The 229-nt window shown below is 49.8% G+C and carries 1 protein-coding gene; it reads right to left on the bottom strand.

What is annotated here, in order from left to right; translation table 11 throughout:
- The coding region (locus MKD49_RS26375; RefSeq protein ID WP_252697786.1) for a bifunctional ornithine acetyltransferase/N-acetylglutamate synthase at window positions 1-229 on the bottom strand (229 nt) is incomplete at both ends.

Here is a 229-nt window from a genome sequence, read left to right on the forward strand (position 1 = left end):
CCACGTGCAAAAACCTTTTTGCCGTTGAACGCAACGGTTACTTTGAGAATATCCATGGGGACAGGTGCAACACCCAATGTAGCTACCACACGACACCAGTTCGGGTCTTCCCCGAACAGTGCTGTTTTTACTAGATTGTCGCGGGCTACAACGAGTGCCGCAGTAAGAGCATCATCCTCAGTTTTCGCACCAGAGACGGTAACAATGCAGCGTTTAGTAACACCTTCTG

The sequence above is a fragment of the Herbaspirillum sp. WGmk3 genome, from assembly GCF_023952535.1.
GTDB classification, from domain to species: domain Bacteria; phylum Pseudomonadota; class Gammaproteobacteria; order Burkholderiales; family Burkholderiaceae_D; genus Herbaspirillum; species Herbaspirillum huttiense.